The organism is Candidatus Defluviilinea gracilis (assembly GCA_016716235.1).
GTDB lineage: Bacteria > Chloroflexota > Anaerolineae > Anaerolineales > Villigracilaceae > Defluviilinea > Defluviilinea gracilis.
In genome coordinates, this window is sequence record JADJWS010000001.1 from 1,532,329 (window position 1) to 1,547,472 (window position 15,144).

At 54.4% G+C, this 15,144-nt stretch carries 13 protein-coding genes; 5 read left to right on the top strand and 8 right to left on the bottom strand.

The annotated features are described in order from the left end of the window. The 8 genes from IPM31_07180 to mscL all read right to left on the bottom strand — a co-directional run bounded on the left by IPM31_07180 (position 1) and on the right by mscL (position 8,706). The gene (locus IPM31_07180) at positions 1-1,218 is read right to left on the bottom strand and encodes an SAM-dependent methyltransferase (protein ID MBK9006763.1); all 1,218 of its coding nucleotides are present in this window, start codon (positions 1,216-1,218) and stop codon (positions 1-3) included. Between the two features lie 31 nt (positions 1,219-1,249). Next, on the bottom strand, positions 1,250-2,254 hold the full coding sequence (locus tag IPM31_07185; protein ID MBK9006764.1) for an aminoglycoside phosphotransferase family protein: 1,005 nt from the start codon (positions 2,252-2,254) through the stop codon (positions 1,250-1,252). An 88-nt stretch (positions 2,255-2,342) separates the two neighbouring features. Continuing rightward, positions 2,343-3,521, bottom strand: a complete 1,179-nt coding sequence (locus IPM31_07190) for an aminotransferase class I/II-fold pyridoxal phosphate-dependent enzyme (GenBank protein ID MBK9006765.1) — start codon at positions 3,519-3,521, stop codon at positions 2,343-2,345. Between the two features lie 104 nt (positions 3,522-3,625). Then, on the bottom strand, positions 3,626-3,835 hold the full coding sequence (locus IPM31_07195; GenBank protein MBK9006766.1) for a hypothetical protein: 210 nt from the start codon (positions 3,833-3,835) through the stop codon (positions 3,626-3,628). 3 nt (positions 3,836-3,838) lie between these two features. Then, positions 3,839-4,867 carry a nucleotidyltransferase gene (locus IPM31_07200; protein MBK9006767.1) on the bottom strand — a complete coding sequence of 343 codons (1,029 nt, stop codon included), beginning with the start codon at positions 4,865-4,867 and terminating at the stop codon, positions 3,839-3,841. 78 nt (positions 4,868-4,945) lie between these two features. After that, positions 4,946-5,929 carry an aldo/keto reductase gene (locus IPM31_07205; protein MBK9006768.1) on the bottom strand — a complete coding sequence of 328 codons (984 nt, stop codon included), beginning with the start codon at positions 5,927-5,929 and terminating at the stop codon, positions 4,946-4,948. A 62-nt stretch (positions 5,930-5,991) separates the two neighbouring features. After that, positions 5,992-8,160: a UvrD-helicase domain-containing protein gene (locus IPM31_07210; protein ID MBK9006769.1), complete on the bottom strand. Its 2,169-nt coding sequence runs from the start codon at positions 8,158-8,160 to the stop codon at positions 5,992-5,994. 159 nt (positions 8,161-8,319) lie between these two features. Continuing rightward, positions 8,320-8,706, bottom strand: a complete 387-nt coding sequence (mscL, locus tag IPM31_07215) for a large conductance mechanosensitive channel protein MscL (GenBank protein MBK9006770.1) — start codon at positions 8,704-8,706, stop codon at positions 8,320-8,322. A gap of 252 nt (positions 8,707-8,958) precedes the next feature. On the opposite strand from mscL, the gene IPM31_07220 reads away from it, so the two are divergent. From IPM31_07220 to IPM31_07240, 5 genes are all read left to right on the top strand, one after another. Next, positions 8,959-9,948 (top strand): ABC transporter ATP-binding protein, encoded by a 990-nt coding sequence (locus IPM31_07220; GenBank protein ID MBK9006771.1) that lies wholly within the window; start codon positions 8,959-8,961, stop codon positions 9,946-9,948. 1 nt (position 9,949) lies between these two features. Beyond that, positions 9,950-10,939 (top strand): dipeptide ABC transporter ATP-binding protein, encoded by a 990-nt coding sequence (locus tag IPM31_07225; protein ID MBK9006772.1) that lies wholly within the window; start codon positions 9,950-9,952, stop codon positions 10,937-10,939. Positions 10,940-11,034: 95 nt separating this feature from the next. Next, complete coding sequence (locus IPM31_07230) at positions 11,035-12,831, top strand: peptide ABC transporter substrate-binding protein (protein MBK9006773.1); 1,797 nt, start codon at positions 11,035-11,037, stop codon at positions 12,829-12,831. Positions 12,832-12,967: 136 nt separating this feature from the next. Continuing rightward, a complete protein-coding gene (locus tag IPM31_07235; GenBank protein ID MBK9006774.1) occupies positions 12,968-13,969 on the top strand; it encodes an ABC transporter permease in 1,002 nt (333 codons plus the stop codon). A gap of 11 nt (positions 13,970-13,980) precedes the next feature. Further along, positions 13,981-14,967, top strand: coding sequence for an ABC transporter permease (locus IPM31_07240; protein MBK9006775.1), 987 nt, complete (start codon positions 13,981-13,983; stop codon positions 14,965-14,967). Positions 14,968-15,144 lie beyond the last annotated feature (177 nt).

Consider the following 15,144-nt stretch of genomic DNA (forward strand, 5'->3'; position numbering starts at 1 on the left):
TTAAAGGAATTGTTTGTACTCATCCCCAAGCAGTTTTTCAAGATACGGCGTGACCTGCCAGAACGATTTTAAATTCCGATACTCTTCAATCCAATGCGCATTTCCTGCGGGTGATGTTTTCACCGAGCGGATCATGAGATTCTTGGCGGTGTGTTCGATGGGGACGAATTGAGTCACGTCGGTGCGATAGCCCATGATACGCAGGATCGCCGCGCGGAAGGTGTCGGTGAGGATGTCTCCCATACGCTCGAAGAATATTCCATCTTTGAAGATGGGCAATAATTGCTCGGGCATAGCGACGCGCGACATTTGCGCCTGTAATTCATGCTGGCAACACGGCGCGCAGACGATCAACTTGCTCCCCCAGCGGATTCCCTGCGCGAGCGCGTCGTCGGTGGCGGTGTCGCAGGCGTGGAGGGCGAGGACAACATTCGGCTTATGTTCGGGGATGTAGCCCTCGATCTCTCCGACGTGGAAGTTGATTCGGCTCCACCCAAGCGATTCCGCCTTCTGCTGGTGACTCGCGATCAAGTCGGCTTTCACATCCACGCCCGTGACGCGCGCGTCGAATTTGAGAATCTCATTTAAATAATAGTAGATCGCAAAAGTGAGATAGGCATTGCCACAGCCAAAATCCACAACATGGATCGGCTCACTGCTCAAAGTCTGGAAGGCTTGCGTTGAGCCTGGTCGAAACGAATCGGTTTCATCCACAAGGCGCAAAAATTCATTGATCTGTTTGAACTTGCGCTGCATATCCGCCCTGATTCTGCCGTCACTTGTCATTATGCCAACCGCTTTGAGAAATGGTTCGGCATTGTCAGCGGATAGGAGTCTGCTTTTCTGGCGGTCGTGCGCGAGATTTGTTTCAACATGCGTCTTTGATGACTTGGGTTCGCTCACCACCGCTTTTCCCCTCTTCGAGATGTTGACCTGCACATTGCCATCCGCGCTTTCGACAAAAATATTTCGGAAGGGGAGAGCGAGCAACTCATCCACTTTGGATGCGGCGTCGGCGAGATGATTTTTCGTGATGTCCTTTTTGTCGTCGAAATAGGAGAATTGCAAATGAATTTCGCCCTTGATCTCCACAGGTCGCACGATCACTTTATTCCATGCGAGCGATGATCCCTTTTGCCCCCCGCTGAAAGTGGCGCGGATCAATCCATCCCTGGCGAGGATGCGTTCGCGGACTAATTTTTTGTAGTCAACTTCCATGGGGAAAGTATATCACCCGCACTTTCAATCGTTAGTCCAACATCTTCTCATACACCATGAACTCCTGCAACAAATTCGGCACGATCCATGCGTATTCGCCGCGCAGGGAGTCGTCCATGCGTGAGATGCCTTGATGCCATGCCAGAGTCTTGACGATGGACGCGACTGGGCGTGAAAGCCGATAAGCGGATGCCAACGCCTCTTTCTCCCCGTACGCCTGCCACGCTTCGAGATACTTTTCCAACAGCCTCGACATCTCCGCCGTAGGCGGCGCCCAATCGTCCAGGTTGAGCGCGATCTCCATGCTGACAAACCAAGTACGGAGGGAGACGAAAGGATGCGTCACGTCGGCGTCGCCCCAATCGAAGAAAGTGATGCATCCGTTCTTGAGTAGGATGTTGCCATCGTGGAAGTCGCCGTGATTGATCGATTCTGGAATCCCATACGCGGCGAGGTCGGCACAAATCTGTTCGAAGCGCGGTTTCAGGTTTTGAAGTTGTTCGAACTCAGCGGAGGTGAGACCCTTTTCCTGATCGATCATCAGACTGGGAGTATCCGCGAGTAATTGCGAATATAACGCGGGCAACGCGGCGAGACGATGATCGGGAACTCCCAACGCGAGAATTGCATCCGCATGTTCAGCAAGCCCCATTTGCAATTTGGCATATTCGATGATGACTGGCTCCCACGCTTTCACATCCTGTGTGGGTCGAGTGGATGCGCGCAATTGCTCGCCGCCATCGCGCATTAACATCCAGCCGCGCGTCGTATCCACTGCGATCAGTTTAGGCACGACATTGGGTTGAAGGCTCGCCAGCAATTGAGTCAACGCGATTTCATAGACCGTCTCAGAGGCGGTTGCTTTAAAGAAGATCATGCCTCTATTTGTTGGAACACGCATCACCGTTGACCAGTGCACTGCATGAGGTTGTTCGATCTCGCCGACGAGTTGAAGTTGATTGCGCGCGGCTTCCGATCGAATCCAAGCGTGTGCCTGTTGTTGCCATTCGGGGTCGTGCCAAATAAGTGTTGACATACTGCTTTGATCCTACTCCTTCACAAGAATCAAAAGGGGCAGACACTGGTCTGCCCCTACAATTCTCTAATCTCTAATTCTCTTTTGTTTACCCATACCTATTCATAAACTTTTCCATCCGATGCAGCGCCTCTTCGATCTTGCTGTATTCGGTGGCGTAGCACATGCGCGCATACCCCTCGCCGCCCGGACCGAACGCATTGCCCGGCACAACTGCAACTGACTCTTCGCGCAATAATTTTTCGGCAAACGTTTCATCGTCCATACCAGAGGCTTGGATGTTGGGAAAGGCGTAGAAAGCGCCGCGCGGCTCGAAGGTCGAGAGACCGAGGCGGTTGAGTCCCGCCACGAGGAGTCTGCGGCGGCGGTCATATTCGAGGCGCATCTCCTCCACGTGCGGGTCGCCAATTTGAAGGGCGGCGAGCGCGGCGTCTTGCGCGGTCGTCGGCGCAGACATGATGCTGTACTGGTGAATCCGCACGAGACCCTGTATCAAGTCCGCGGGTCCGCAAGCATAGCCGATGCGCCAGCCCGTCATCGCGTAGGCTTTTGAAAAACCGTTGATGAGGATCGTGCGATTCTTGAGGCTTTCATCCAGCGCGGGAAAGCAGACGTGTTGAAAATCGTAGACGAGGCGGTCATAGAGTTCGTCGGTGACGACCAGTAAATCAAACTCTTCCGCCATCTTTGCGATCTCGAGCATCACTTCGCGTGTAGCAACCGCGCCTGTGGGATTCGATGGATAACCGATGAAGATCGCTTTTGTGCGCGGCGTGATCGCTTTGCGAATATCGTCGGGGTCAATGCAGAAATTATTCGCTTCGCGCGCAGGCACTTCCACAGCCACGCCGCCCGCCATGATCACTTCGGCTTGATACGAAACGAAACACGGCGTGGGGATGATCACCTCATCGCCAGAATTGAGGATCGCGGTGAACGTGAGGTACAACGCCTCCGAGCCGCCGACCGTCGCGATGATCTCGTTCGTCGGATCGTATTTAATATTGTACAAACGTTTAAGATTATCGGAGATCGCCTGGCGCAATTCCATCTTGCCCCAGTTCGAGGTGTAATGCGTCTCGCCGCTTTGCAGGGAGTGAATGCCCGCGTCGAGGATCGGTTTGGGTGTGGTGAAGTCGGGTTCGCCGATGCCGAGCGAGATCACATCTTTCATCGTCGCGGCGATGTCGAAAAATTTGCGAATGCCCGAAGGCTTCAGTCCCGCCACCCGTTTCGACAGACGTTGAACATTCGTTACTTCCTGCATGGAACCTCCATTAGTTTTTTATGTCGTTGCGAGGAGGGCTTCAGCCCGACGAAGCAATCTCCTCAACGTATTGGGGGTTGCTTCGCTTCGCTCGCAATGACATATTAAATTGGCTGCACTAACCACTCATCGGGAATTTCCCGATACGTCAGATCGAACGCCTGCCCATCGGCGGTCTTCACGCGGAAACCTTTTTCGCTCGGTCCGCGCCAACGCGCGACAATTTCCGCGATCTCATACTTGTATCCCTCCCACGTGAGAGACAGCGGACGCTCCGCATATTCCGAATCAGACCGACATTCGACCATGTTCATATTTTACGACAGAACGACGTAACTATTATCGCCGACATTCAATTGGACGACTTGCCCATCGCCTCTTCCGCGGACTTGAGCCTGTCTGCCCACCATCGAGCGACTCAACGCCGCGTCTTTGATCTCGCATCCCGCCTCGACGATGCTCTCAGCGATCGTGCTGTTCTCGATCTTGCAGTTCGCGCCAATCGAAGCATGAGGTCCAATCGTGGAATTTGAAATCTCCGCCGAGGGATCAATCGCGCAAGGCTCGATGATCTTTACCTGTTTCCCTGTGTATGTGTTTACTTGTTTCCCCATCTTGTCCAGCAAAATTTTATTCGTATCCAGCGTCGCTTCTATCGTTCCCGCGTCTAGCCAACTGAGTCCGTTGTGCGCGCGGACTTTGGCGCCTTTTTCGATCATCACAGAAATGGTATCGGTCAAAAAGAACTCGCCCTTCAAGGTGATGTTCCGTTCCATTTGTTCTTCGATCGCGGCAAGTAACGCCTCCGCGCTTTTGAACCAGTAGCATCCGATCACGACGAGATTATTATCAAACGTGGATGGTTTTTCAATAAACCGCTTCACCCAACCATCCGCGCCCACCTCCGCCACACCGAAGCGACGCGGGTCGGGGAAGGGCAGTACCCATGCCACACCGTCCGATTTTTCCTCGTTGAGAAAAGCGAAATCTGTTTCGATGATCGAATCGGAGAACACCACCATCATCGGTCCGCGCATGAACTCGCGTCCCAGCCAGAGCGCGTGCGATTGTCCCTTCATTTCACTCTGCACAATGTAATGCGCCTTGATGTCGGGATAATTCTCTTTGACGAACGCGGGGATCTGCAACTCGCCGAGATACGGACCAACAATGAAGATGTATTCCACATTGTTGGGGTCGGGCAATGTCTTGAACATATCCATGAGATGTTCAAGCGTGGTTTTGCCTGCCACGCTCACGAGCGGTTTCGGCTTGCTCCACGTGTGCGGACGCATCCGCGTTCCCCAGCCTGCCATAGGAATGAAGATTTTCAATGATTCGGTCATGGGTTAATTGTACCTCGCGTGTATGGTTGACGATAGACGTTGGACAATTGACCATCGTCTATCGTCTATCGTCCAACGTCAGGAATGCCCCAACACAGGATGCGGCTTGTACGGCTCTTCGAGTCGTTTCACTTCATCCTCTGTGAGTTGGATGTCAACTGCGGTGATGGCTTGCTCGAGGTGATCCATCTTCGTCGCGCCGATGATGGGAGCGGAGATATGCGGTTTGTTCATCAGCCACGCGAGCGCGATCTGCGGCACGGTCACGCCGCGTTCTTTTGCTACCTCGCCCGCCCGTTCAACGATGGCGAAATCTTCCTCGCGGAAGTACATGGAATGCCCGAACGTATCGCTCTTTGAGCGCATCGTGTCGCCCCAATCTTCTTTGCGGCGGTTGCCCGCGAGAAACCCTCTTGCCAGCGGACTCCACGGGATGAGTCCCACGCCCTGATCCACGCATTGAGGAATCATCTCGCGTTCCTCTTCGCGATAGACAAGGTTGTAGTGATTCTGCATCGAGATGAAACGACTCCAGCCGCGACGTTCGGCTGTGTGCTGTGCCTTTGCAAATTGCCACGCGTACATCGAAGACGCGCCGATGTATCGCGCCTTGCCCGCGCGGACGACATCGTTCAACGCTTCCATCGTCTCTTCGATGGGAGTCTCATCATCCCAGCGGTGGATCTGGTACAAGTCAACGTAATCCATTTGCAATCGTTGAAGCGATTTGTCAATCGAGTCCATGATGTGCTTGCGCGAGAGTCCTCTGTCGTTCACTTCCTTGCTCATCTGGTTATTGACTTTTGTCGCCACGATCACATGCTCTCGCTTCACGCCAAAATGCTTGAGCAGGTTGCCAGTCACCCGTTCGCTTTCGCCGAGCGAATACACATCCGCGGTATCGAAGAAGTTGATGCCCGCATCGAGCGCGCGTTTGATGAAGGGTTTGGCTTGCTCCTCATCGAGCACCCAATCGCGCCATTGGTTTGAGCCGTAACTCATCATGCCGAGGCACAAGCGCGAAACTTTCATTCCAGTCTTGCCGAGGTTGTTGTAGTGCATGGGTCTCCTTTTGACCATGGACCATGGACGATAGACCATCGTCATTGGTCCATGGTCTATCGTCAAATGATCTTGAGATTCGCCAGACTCGCCGACAATCTTTTTATTCCAACAGACTCAAACACGACATCCACGATTTCGTCGTCGTCTTGGAGTTTGCTGTCTAACACGATGCCTTCGCCCCACGAGGGATGTTTGATGCGCGTCCCAGCGCGGTATTTGGCTGGGGTGACTGAAGCAGGCCTCCCCTGCGTCTGATGCGTTTGCCATTTTGTTTCGGGGACTTGTCCGCGGATGGAACGTCCCGTGCGCGTTTTGCCGACGAGTAAATCCGCAGGCACATCATCCAGGTAACGCGAGGGGAAAGTTTCCTCATGCAAGCCGCGTCCGCCGCGTTGAATGGATCGAATCAAATATAGTTTATCTTTGGCGCGCGTGATGCCGACGTAAAAGAGGCGGCGCTCTTCCTCCATTGATTCGGGATCGTCGAACGAACGGCTGTGCGGGAGGATGCCGTCGTCGAGACCGACGATGAAGACCGCGCCGAACTCGAGACCTTTCGCGGCGTGGAGGGTGAGGAGCGTGGGGACGTTGCCGTCGGCGATGGTGTCTTGATCGGAGATGAGCGCGATGTTTTCGAGGAACTCGTCGAGCGTGCGCGTGGAATATTCATCGGCGAGGCGTTTGAGTTCGACGACATTTTCCCAACGGTCTTCGCCCTCTTCCGATTGATCGTCAATGTAGTCTTTGAAGTTGAGGTCTTTCACGACGCGGTCAAAAAGTTCTGGCACGTTGAGCGTTTGCGCGGCGATGCGCCACGTGGCGAGCATTCCGCCGAAATCTGCAAGCGGAAGCGCGGCGCGACCTGTGAACGATTTCCAATGCGCGGATTGATCGCCGCGCGCGAGGTCAATGAGGACGTTGCCAGGTTGCATTTCATTTTGCCGCGCGACCATGTGCAACGTAGTGAGAGTCTTCTCGCCGATGCCGCGCGGCGGGACGTTGATGATGCGGTCGAGGCTGGCTTCGTCGGCGGGGTTGTGGATGAGGCGCAGGAATGCGATGATGTCTTTGACTTCGCGCCGTCCATAAAATCTCTGCGCGCCGACGAGGCGATAGGGGAGCCGCGCTTGCAAAAACGCTTCTTCAATTAAACGCGACATGGCGTTGGTGCGATACATCACCGCGCAGTCGCCTGGCTCGAATTGCCGCGAGGCGACGAGTTGCGCGATGCTGTCCACAACGAACGAGGCTTCGGCGTAATCGTCGGGCGCTTCGTAGAAAAATATTTTCTCGCCTTCGCCGCGATCGCTAAATAATTTTTTCTTGCGGCGGTTGCGAGCGCGGTCAATAACACCCATTGCCACATCGAGTATGTTTTGCTTGGAACGATAATTTTGTTCAAGCAAGATGGTCTGCGAATCAGGGAAATCCTGATTAAAGCGTTCGATATTGCGCCAGTCAGCCCCGCGCCAAGAATACACGCTCTGGTCCTGGTCCCCGACGCAAAACACATTCCTATTAAAAGAAGCGAGTTCTTTTATTAGGGCGTATTGAGCAAGGTTCGTGTCCTGAAATTCATCCACCAGCACGTGGCGAAACCGCTGGGCATATTTATCTCGCACAGACGGGTTGTCTGCAAGTAAGCGCGCGGTGTACACCAAAATATCGTCGAAATCCACGGCGTTGCTGGCGATGAGTCGCTTTTGATATTCGGCGTACACGCGCTTCACCACTTCGTCGCGATACGTCAGCGTGGGGTAATCGTCCGCGCCGATGAGTTCGTTCTTGGCGCGCGAGATCGAGGCATGCACGCTTGCGGGGCGATAAACTTTTTCATTGATCTTCAATTCACGAATCACATTCTTGACGATGCGTTCCTGATCGTCCGCATCAAAGATCACGAAGTTCGATTCGATGGGGAGGTGTTCCGCCTCGCGTCGCAGAATCCGCGCGCAGATCGAGTGGAACGTGCCGAGCATGATTCCCTCGGTGGCTTGGTCGGGCAATAATTTCTTGACGCGCTCCTGCATCTCCTTCGCGGCTTTGTTGGTGAATGTGACCGCGAGAATCTGCCACGGGCGGACGCCCTCCTCCGCGATGAGGTACGCGATGCGTTGAGTCAACACCCGCGTCTTCCCGGACCCCGGACCTGCCACGACCAAAACGGGTCCGTTCCCGGCTGTGACGGCGGCGCGTTGTTGAGGGTTGAGTGTATCGAGGAAGGACATGGGAAAGATGAAGGTGGATAAGCAGTTATCAGTGAGCAGTGATCGATGGTGAAAAATAGAAAGTAGAAAGAGGAAAGATAACGTCCCGCAGTGTTGTGTCTCAAAACTGCGGGACGTGTTTCCGTGTTTACCTGTCTACGTGTGTAGTTGTTTTCGTATTTACAATTGAGACGTACAGTTCGGACAGCGCTTTGCTTTGATCGAAATCGTGGTGATACAGTAAGGGCATTCTTTGGTGGTAGCTTCCGCGGTTGGGGCGGGCTTTTTTATTCGGTTCATTGTCCGTATGAAAAGGAAAATGACGAAGGCAATGACAAGAAAATCAATGATGGATTGGATGAACGCTCCATACTTGACGACTGCGTCACCAACAGTGAGAGCCAATTCGCTGAAATTGACGCCTCCGAGTAACAGCCCAATCACCGGCATTAAAACGTCGCCCACAAGCGAAGCGACGATTTTGCCGAATGCGCCGCCGATGATCACGGCAATGGCAAGGTCGATCACATTACCGCGTATCACAAAGTCTTTAAATTCTTTCAACATGGAATATCTCCTCAGGGAATATTAATGATGATGCGAATTGTACCGTTGCGGGGAGGCGGTGTCAACAAAGCCACCGGTGGAACGTCAATACTCCTCTGGAAGCGTTGCATATAGTTCTAGAGAACTGATTCTTGCCGAATCCAAGACGGTGTTTTTGATTTTGCCGTATCGTGATTGACGGACTTTTAGAATGGAGTATAATCTGCGCGTGTTTGGCAACAAGATTCCCAGGCTCAAAAGGAAAACATCGAAATGCCTGAACTTTTACTGGATGTGAAAGGGCTGGAAACGACATTCAAAACTCCAGATGGGATTGTCCATGCGGTTAATGGCGTTTCGTTTGGTCTTAAAGAAGGGGAAACCCTAGGCGTTGTGGGGGAGAGTGGGTGTGGTAAAAGCGTTACCATGCTCTCGGTACTAGGTTTGATCCCATCCCCTCCGGGAAAAATCAAATCAGGCACGGCTCACTTTTTCGGCCGCGACCTCCTCAAAATGAGCGCCTCCGAAATTCGTCAGATCCGCGGCGCGCAGATCGGCATGGTCTTTCAAGACCCCATGACCTCCCTGAACCCGGTCTTGACGATCGGGCGGCAACTGGAGGAACCGCTGGTTGTGCATCTCGGCATGACTCGCGCGCAAGCCGCCATCCGCGCGGCGGAACTGCTCGCCATGGTGGGAATTCCAAACGCTAAAGATCGCTTATCCGACTACCCTCATCAATTTTCCGGCGGGATGCGCCAACGCGTCATGATCGCCATGGCGCTGGCCTGCTCACCCCAAGTGCTCATTGCCGACGAACCCACCACCGCGTTGGATGTGACCATTCAGGCGCAGATCACCGACCTCGTAAAACGACTGCGCAGTGAATTGGGCATGGCGATCGTTTGGATCACTCACGACCTGGGCGTGGTTGCCGGCCTGGCGCAGCGCGTCATCGTCATGTACGGCGGCTTCATCATCGAAGAATCAACGGTCAATGATTTGTACGTCAACCCCACGCACCCCTATACCATAGGCTTGCTTGGCAGTCTTCCGCGCGTCGATGCCAGCGGGCATGAAACCCTTACTTCGATCGAAGGCTCGCCTCCGCTCTTATATGAAAAGCCCACTCGCTGTCCCTTTGCGCCGCGATGCAAATGGGCAATGGAACGATGCTGGAAGGAAAACCCGACCCTTGAGACAATTGCGCCGGATCATCGCGTGGCATGCTGGGTTGATGTGAAAACAGGGAGAGCGCGTTGATATGGCTGATAATAATGTGTTGGTACGCGTAGATAATCTTGTAAAGCATTTCCCGATCATGCGCGGCTTGTTTCAGAAGCAAGTCGGCGCGGTGCGCGCGGTAGATGGCCTTTCCTTTGAAGTAAAACGCGGCGAAACGCTGGGACTCGTGGGCGAATCCGGCTGTGGGAAATCGACCACCGGTCGCGCCGTATTACAGTTGTATCGCCCCACCTCTGGCAATGTCCACTTCGACGGGACCGACCTAACGAAGATCAAGGGTGAGGAACTGCGCGCCATGCGCCGCAAGATGCAAATGATCTTTCAGGATCCATACGCCAGCCTGAACCCGCGCATGACCGTGGGAGAGATCGTCCGCGAACCGCTGATCGTCCACAATGTGGCGACCGAATCCGAAGCCAACGAACGCGTCAAGCAACTGCTCGAGCTTGTAAAACTGAACCCATCCTTCTCCACGCGCTATCCGCATGAATTCTCCGGCGGACAACGCCAACGTATCGGCATCGCCCGCGCGCTGGCGTTACAGCCCTCATTCATCGTGTGCGATGAACCCATCTCGGCTCTGGATGTTTCGATCCAGGCGCAGGTGGTGAACCTGCTCGAGGAACTCCAGAAAGAATTTAACCTCACCTACCTGTTCATTGCCCACGATCTTTCGATGGTGCGCCATATCAGCGACCGCGTGGCGGTGATGTATCTGGGCGTTATTGTAGAACTGACCACGCGAGACGAGCTTTACAGCCATCCCCTCCATCCCTACTCGCAAGCCCTTTTATCGGCCGTGCCAATCCCCGACCCGGTGGCTGAAACCGCGCGTCAACGAATCATCCTGACCGGCGATGTTCCTTCGCCAGCCAACCCGCCCTCCGGTTGTCGCTTCCGCACCCGTTGCCCGATCGCTGAAGCAAAATGCGCGGAATCTCGACCGGACTTCCGTGAAATAAAGCCAGGCCACTTTGTCGCCTGTTTCTTTGCCGATCGATATTTGTAAGACAAATCTTGAAAGGAGGTGGTTGCTACCCCCCGATACCCCTGCTCATTTACCAAACGTCGTATCCAAATTTTAATTTTGTGAGGAAAAGAAAAATGCGTAAACTGTTTACCTTACTGAGCATCTTTGTGCTCGCCAGCATGATCCTTTCAGCGTGTGGTCCCACACCGGCGGCCACTGATGCTCCCGCTCAACCCGAGCAACCCGCGGCGACCGATGCTCCGGCTCAACCCGAAGCAACGGAAGCCCCGACCGAAGCCAAAGAGGCTGTCTTGCGGATCAACACCGGTACCTATCCCGATGTGATCGACCCGCAGAAATCCTCCTTCGTCAATGAAATTGGTCACCTCGACAAGATCTACATGGGCTTGACCACATTGAACGAAAAACTCGAAACCGTCCCCGGCGCTGCCGACTCGTGGACGTTCAACGATGACGCCACCCAGTTGGTCTTCACCTTGAAGCCCGGCCTGCTCTACAGCGATGGTTCCGTGCTCAACGCCAAGCGCTTCGAGTATGCCTTCCAACGCAATATCGACCCTGCCACCGCCGGCGAATACGCCTCCATCACCGACGAGATCGTTGGCGCTCCTGAATGGCGCGCCGCCGATACCGCCGCTGAAGGATATGATCCCGAAACCTTCAAAGCCGCGTTGGGCGTCAAAGCCTCGCATGCCGATGGCTCTGCCTGCGCTGACTACGAAGACACCGCCTGCGATACCCTCACCTTGAACTTCTCGAAGCCCGCCCCTTACTTCGCGACCATCGCGGGTATCTGGGTTGGTTATCCTGCCAAGGAAGAGAACATTGCTGAAGGCGGAGACATCTGGTGGACCAGCTCCAAGTACCAAATTGGTAACGGACCCTTCATCTGGAAGAGCGTGGATCCGTTCGTCAAGTCCGTCTTTGTCCCGAACCCCAACTTCGTGGGTGGCGCTGTCCCAACCTACTCGATGGAATATAGCTACATCACAGATTCCGCTGTTGCCTTCGAAGCCTACCTCAACAATGAATTCGACATCGTTGGCTCCGCGGCGGAAGACCTCCCTGTGATCGATGCCGATGCGGATCTGACCGCCCAGCACGTCAAGTATGCCGGTTCCTGCACCATCAAGATTCAATACAGCCTGCACCCCACCTGGAACGGCCAGCCGAACCCCTTCACCGACAAGAAAGTCCGCGAAGCCTTCGCGTTGGCGTTCGACGCCGAATCTTGGGCGCGTGATGTGGATGGCTCCCTCTCCCTGCCCACCTGGACATGGATTCCTCCCGGCTATCCTGGATACGACGCCAACACCCCGTTGCACTTCGATCCGGAAGCCGCCAAAGCCGCTCTTGCCGCCGCCTCTGAACCCTTCAACTCTGCTGAAAAGTTAAACGCGATGGGCCTCAAGATGGCATTCGCCGATTCAGCCCGCAACCGCCAGCGCCATGAATGGATCGCCGCCCAATACAAGGAAATTCTGGGTGTGGATCTGGCGCTCGACCCGGTTGAGCCCACCACCTACACCGCCATCCAGAAAGACCCGGATACCTACCCGCTTCTCTCCCGCGGCGGCTGGTGCGCGGACTATGCGGATCAACAGAACTGGCTGAGCGTCTACTGGCGCACCGGCACCTTCTCCACCCGCTGGGGTTATTCCAACCCCGAGTTCGATGCGTTGGTGGATGAAGCCGATACCACGATCGATACTGCCAAACGCGCTGAATTGTACGCTCAGGCGCAACAAATCCTGCTCAACGATATCCCTGCCGCTTTCGGTTACAACTCACTCAATCACTATTTGGTGAAGCCGTGGGTTAAGGGCTTCCTAAGCACCCCGCAGGATCACATGTTCCCTGGTGATATCACCCCGTGGACGATCACCATCGACACCTCAATGATCCCGTAAGTTCGGCGCTTCATTGATCTGAACTAACCTTGGGCTGGGGAGCCACACGGTTCCCCAGCCCAACCATTGCTTTGTAAATTATTCCCTTTGAATTCTGCCGCGCGGTTACTCAAATTCCACGCACAAGCGAGTTGCCATGACCACCTATATCATCCGAAGATTACTCTGGTTAATCCCCGTTCTGCTCACCGTTTCCGCGGTGACGTTCGTTGTCATGCGCAGCGCCCCGGGCGGTCCCTGGGATACAGACGCGGAACGTCGTCAGGTGGATGCCGCCACAGCTAAATCGTTGGCGGCTTATTATGGGTTGGATAAGCCCATGTGGCGGCAGTTTTATGCTTACGTGATTGGCGATACGAATAGTCAGACGAAAGAATGGGTCTGTGGCGTGATCTGCGGCAACCTGGGTCCGTCTTACCGCCAGCGCGGACGCACCGTGCAAAACATTCTCTTTTCGCCTCCCGAAGGAAAGTCTTTCTGGCAAAGCCGTTTTGGGTATTCGGTTCGCCTCGGGGTTTTGGCGTTATCCATGGCGATTTTTGTCGGCATTCCATTGGGCATCATTGCCGCGTTGAAACAAAACACGATTGTCGATTACACCGCCTTGTTCATCGCGACAAGCGGCATATCGGTGCCCAGTTTTGTGCTCGCAATTTTTCTGATCATTATTTTTGCTTCGCGCCTGCATTGGATCGATATCGTTGTGGACGATTGGACACAGATCAAATACTGGCTCATGCCTATGGCAGTATTGGGTTTCGGAACCCTGGCATACACTGCCCGCCTGACGCGTTCTTCGATGTTGGAAGTTATGCGGCAGGATTACGTTCGCACCGCGCGCGCCAAAGGGCTTGCCGAACGGATCGTGATCTTCATTCATATGCTCAAGAACGCGCTCATCCCTGTGATCACCATCCTCGGTCCCGCGCTGGCAGGGTTGGTGACTGGTTCGTTCATCATCGAAACCATGTTCAGTTTCCCGGGCATGGGGCGCGCCTATGTGCAGGCGATCGGACAGCGCGATTACTCCATGATCATGGGAACCACCCTCATCTATGCCTTGCTGGTCGCGGTCGCTAACTTGAGCGTGGATATTGTTTATGTATTTATCGATCCGCGCATCCGCCTGGAAGAATAAGAGGACTTGATATGACTGCTCAAACTACAGCGTCCGGTAAGATCGCCGAATTCAACGATGTTTTTCGCCCAAGCAAAAGCCTGGGGCAGGAAGCCTGGTCGAGGCTGATTCGTAACAAGGCATCCATGTTCGGTTTGGTCGTCATCGTCTTCTTCATCTTTCTGGCTGCGTTTGCGTCTGTCATTTCCCCCATGAACCCGCTTGAATTGCATGGCGGAAAACGATTCCTGCCTCCGCCGTTTGACCCCGGCGCGACAAATATCAAAGCCGAGCCCGAATTCCTGCTGGGCACCGATTCGCTGGGGCGCGATACCCTTAGCCGCACCATCTATGGCGCGCGCGTTTCCATGGTGGTCGGTTTTCTTCCCACGATCATCATCCTCTTGCTGGGAACCACGGTCGGTATGTTGGCAGGATATATTGGCGGCCGCACCGACAACTTCCTCATGCGCCTGACCGATGTGATCTACGCATTCCCAGACCTGTTGTTCTTCATCATCATCATGGTTGCCCTGCGCGATACGTTTATCGGGCAGTTTATGAACGGTTTGGTTTTGTTGTTCGCCGCGCTTGCCATTGTCAATTGGGTGGGCGTGGCGCGCCTCGTGCGCGGGCAGGTCTTATCTATCAAACAAAAGGAATTTGTCGAGGCGGCGCGTTGTATTGGCGCCAAAGATCAGCGCATTATGTTCCGCCATATTCTTCCCAACTGCCTCAGCCCGTTGATCGTGAGCGCGGCGTTTCTCATCCCGGGTTTGATCATCACAGAAGCCATTCTGGGTTATTTGGGCGTCGGTTTAAGACCCGCCACTGATAGCGCCAGTTTCTTCATCACCAGTTGGGGCGCGCTCATGCTGGATGGGCAGTCTGCGATCAACTCACAACCATATCTATTGCTTGCCCCCGCCGCTTGTGTTGCCCTGGTCGTCCTTGCCTTCACCTTTCTCGGCGATGGCTTGCGCGACGCGCTCGATCCGCGTATGCGCGGCACGCAATAGATACATCGATTGGGTTTATCGGATACCCCGGCGCATATGTGTTGGGGTATTTTTATAAGTGGCTCTACCGTTATTAACGGGAAACCCCCCACCCCCCCCCCGGACTTCACAAAACCCCCGGATGGTTTAAAACACCCGCGCACCCCCCCGTAAATAAGGGGGAAAAAAATCCCCCGC

What these genes read in the sequence shown, in the direction of transcription:
- IPM31_07180 (MBK9006763.1), bottom strand. Translation starts at nt 1,218, where the DNA reads ATGGAAGTTGACTACAAAAAATTAGTCCGCGAACGCATCCTCGCCAGG.
- IPM31_07185 (MBK9006764.1), bottom strand. Translation starts at nt 2,254, where the DNA reads ATGTCAACACTTATTTGGCACGACCCCGAATGGCAACAACAGGCACAC.
- IPM31_07190 (MBK9006765.1), bottom strand. Translation starts at nt 3,521, where the DNA reads ATGCAGGAAGTAACGAATGTTCAACGTCTGTCGAAACGGGTGGCGGGA.
- IPM31_07195 (MBK9006766.1), bottom strand. Translation starts at nt 3,835, where the DNA reads ATGAACATGGTCGAATGTCGGTCTGATTCGGAATATGCGGAGCGTCCG.
- IPM31_07200 (MBK9006767.1), bottom strand. Translation starts at nt 4,867, where the DNA reads ATGACCGAATCATTGAAAATCTTCATTCCTATGGCAGGCTGGGGAACG.
- IPM31_07205 (MBK9006768.1), bottom strand. Translation starts at nt 5,929, where the DNA reads ATGCACTACAACAACCTCGGCAAGACTGGAATGAAAGTTTCGCGCTTG.
- IPM31_07210 (MBK9006769.1), bottom strand. Translation starts at nt 8,160, where the DNA reads ATGTCCTTCCTCGATACACTCAACCCTCAACAACGCGCCGCCGTCACA.
- mscL (MBK9006770.1), bottom strand. Translation starts at nt 8,706, where the DNA reads ATGTTGAAAGAATTTAAAGACTTTGTGATACGCGGTAATGTGATCGAC.
- IPM31_07220 (MBK9006771.1), top strand. Translation starts at nt 8,959, where the DNA reads ATGCCTGAACTTTTACTGGATGTGAAAGGGCTGGAAACGACATTCAAA.
- IPM31_07225 (MBK9006772.1), top strand. Translation starts at nt 9,950, where the DNA reads ATGGCTGATAATAATGTGTTGGTACGCGTAGATAATCTTGTAAAGCAT.
- IPM31_07230 (MBK9006773.1), top strand. Translation starts at nt 11,035, where the DNA reads ATGCGTAAACTGTTTACCTTACTGAGCATCTTTGTGCTCGCCAGCATG.
- IPM31_07235 (MBK9006774.1), top strand. Translation starts at nt 12,968, where the DNA reads ATGACCACCTATATCATCCGAAGATTACTCTGGTTAATCCCCGTTCTG.
- IPM31_07240 (MBK9006775.1), top strand. Translation starts at nt 13,981, where the DNA reads ATGACTGCTCAAACTACAGCGTCCGGTAAGATCGCCGAATTCAACGAT.